The 1,935-nt window shown below is 34.5% G+C and carries 2 protein-coding genes; both read left to right on the top strand.

What is annotated here, in order from left to right:
• Positions 1-276: 276 nt before the first annotated feature.
• A complete protein-coding gene (locus tag AC07XN_RS24250) occupies positions 277-699 on the top strand; it encodes a 6-pyruvoyl trahydropterin synthase family protein (RefSeq protein WP_494744916.1) in 423 nt (140 codons plus the stop codon).
• An 87-nt stretch (positions 700-786) separates the two neighbouring features.
• Entirely contained in the window at positions 787-1,899 is a 1,113-nt protein-coding gene (gene lpxB, locus AC07XN_RS24245) for a lipid-A-disaccharide synthase (RefSeq protein WP_494744915.1), read from the top strand.
• Positions 1,900-1,935: the final 36 nt, after the last annotated feature.

Raw genomic sequence — 1,935 nt, 5'->3', positions numbered from 1 at the left:
CATTTAAACTATACACAGATTTTGGAAAAAATATAATTTTTCAAAGATTTGTGTGAGTTTTTTACTTTTATAATTAAGTTCTTTACTGATTTTGTTCAAAAACGATAAGTAAAAATGCTTAATCTTTAAAATTGAATTTATTCATGAAAGCCTGATATTCGCAGATTTAATTTTTTTGAAAATAAATTCATTGTAATTTTGCGGACTATTCATATTTATAGGTATCCATTGCTATTGTTTTCCCAATGATGCCTTCACTTGTAAACACTGAAAACAATGGTTTATGTAAGTCGTAAAGAGTATTTTAATGCCGCACACAGGTTGTATAATCTGAGCTGGTCTGAGGAAAAGAATCGTGAAGTTTTTGGGCCTTGTGCTAACGTAAACTGGCACGGTCATAATTTTGAATTGATTGTTACCGTAAAAGGCAAACCCGACCCTGATACTGGTTTTGTAATTGATTTAAAGGTGTTAGGTGATATCATCAAACAAGAAGTTATTGAGAAAGTTGATCATAAAAATCTTAATCTTGATGTAGATTTTATGCAAGGCAAAATGGCAAGTTGCGAAATTTTTGTCATTGAGATTTGGAAAATATTAGCCCCTAAAATTTCAGAAGCTTCGTCTACTGCTAAATTGTATAGCTTGAAATTGTACGAGACTCAAAAGAATTTTGTAGAATATTTTGGGGAAGAATAACGCTTATTTTGAATGTCGGATTTAAAGATGAAGTACTAATCATCACCCAAAATAGTTAGGAATCCGAAATCTGCAATCCAAAATCAAATGAAATATTATATCATCGCTGGTGAACGTTCGGGAGATTTGCACGGCTCGAATTTGATTAAAGGTATTCGTAAACATGACAATGCTGCTGAAATCCGAGCTTGGGGAGGTGATATGATGCAGGCTGCTGGGGCAGAAATTGTAAAACATTACAGAGACCTTGCCTTTATGGGATTTTTCGAGGTCGTAAAAAATCTTCCTACGATTATTGGCTTTTTTAATTTTTGTAAAAAAGATATTTTAGCTTTTCAGCCCGATGTAGTTATACTGATTGATTACGCAGGTTTTAATATGCGTGTCGCCAAATTTGCTAAATTAAAAGGCATCAAGACATTCTATTATATTTCGCCAAAGGTATGGGCTTGGAATCAATCACGAGCATTGAATCTGAAAAAGTATGTGGATAGATTATTCGTCATTTTCCCTTTTGAAAAAGACTTTTTCAAAAAGTATGATTATGACGTTGATTATGTAGGGAATCCATTGTTTGATGCCATTGCCGACTTTCAGCCTGCCCAAGATTTTAGGAAAGAAGCACGACTAGGTCAGAAACCTATCATCGCTTTGTTGCCAGGTAGTAGAAAACAAGAAATTGAAGGAATGTTATCCGTGATGCTTACACAAGTGTATTTATTTCCTGACTATCAATTTGTTATTGGTGCGGTATCTAATTTACCTAAGGAGTTGTATGCTCGTTGGCAATCTATTTTTCCTGTAAAAATTGTGGTTGATGATGCTTATAATCTATTGTCAGTAGCTGATGCCGCTTTGGTTACTTCTGGTACTGCTACGCTTGAAACCGCTTTGTTTAATATTCCCCAAGTAGTTTGTTATCGTGGCGGTTGGGCAGCCTATCAGGTATATAAACGAGTGATTAGAGTACCATTTGTATCGCTAGTGAATTTGATTGCAGGACGAAAAGTAGTGACGGAATTACTCCAATACGATTTGACCAAAGAAAACTTACAGGCTGAATTGACCAAAATAACATTGAACAAAGAAAGTCGAGAAGAACAATTAAAAGGCTACGAAGAAATTAGGAATTTACTCGGCACAAAAGGAGCTTCTGAAAAAGCGGGTGCTTTGATGGTAAATTATTTGAAACAATCATAAAAACTATAACAAAAAAGGCTTCACTTAGTGAAGCCT

This window comes from Arcicella sp. GW458-12-2-14-TSB2 (genome assembly GCF_059423785.1).
The sequence above is the reverse complement of the archived record's forward strand: the minus strand, read 5'-3'. Positions and strand labels throughout refer to the sequence as shown.